A 319-nucleotide genomic window follows, 5' to 3' on the forward strand; every position below is an offset into this window, starting at 1 on the left:
GAAGGCTTGGTTCGACACCTTCTACCACGGCGGCACCATTGGCGCTATCCGCTTTAGCGGTTACGACGATTCCGGCGCCAAGACGCTGAAGACCAGGACGCTCCAACCGAACGCCGACTACCAGGGCGGCTCCGAAGAGGCTACGGCGGCGCATCCGCTGACCGGCTTTGTGGACAGCTGTACCGGGGCTGACCAGACGGCTACCACCTCCACCGCCACCATCGACGGCGCGGAGTACATCCTTACCAAGAATGATGACGGCACCTACAGCTATATCGACGCTGACGGCGCCCTTCAGCCGCTGCCGGAGGGCGTGGAA

1 protein-coding gene is annotated in these 319 nt (G+C 63.3%); it reads left to right on the plus strand.

Annotated elements, in window-relative coordinates:
* Positions 1–319 (plus strand): hypothetical protein (locus tag PZH32_RS12250; protein ID WP_275208528.1); only part of this gene is annotated, 319 nt, incomplete at both ends.

The sequence above is a fragment of the Adlercreutzia equolifaciens genome, from assembly GCF_029076695.1.
Taxonomy (GTDB): Bacteria; Actinomycetota; Coriobacteriia; order Coriobacteriales; family Eggerthellaceae; genus Adlercreutzia; species Adlercreutzia equolifaciens_A.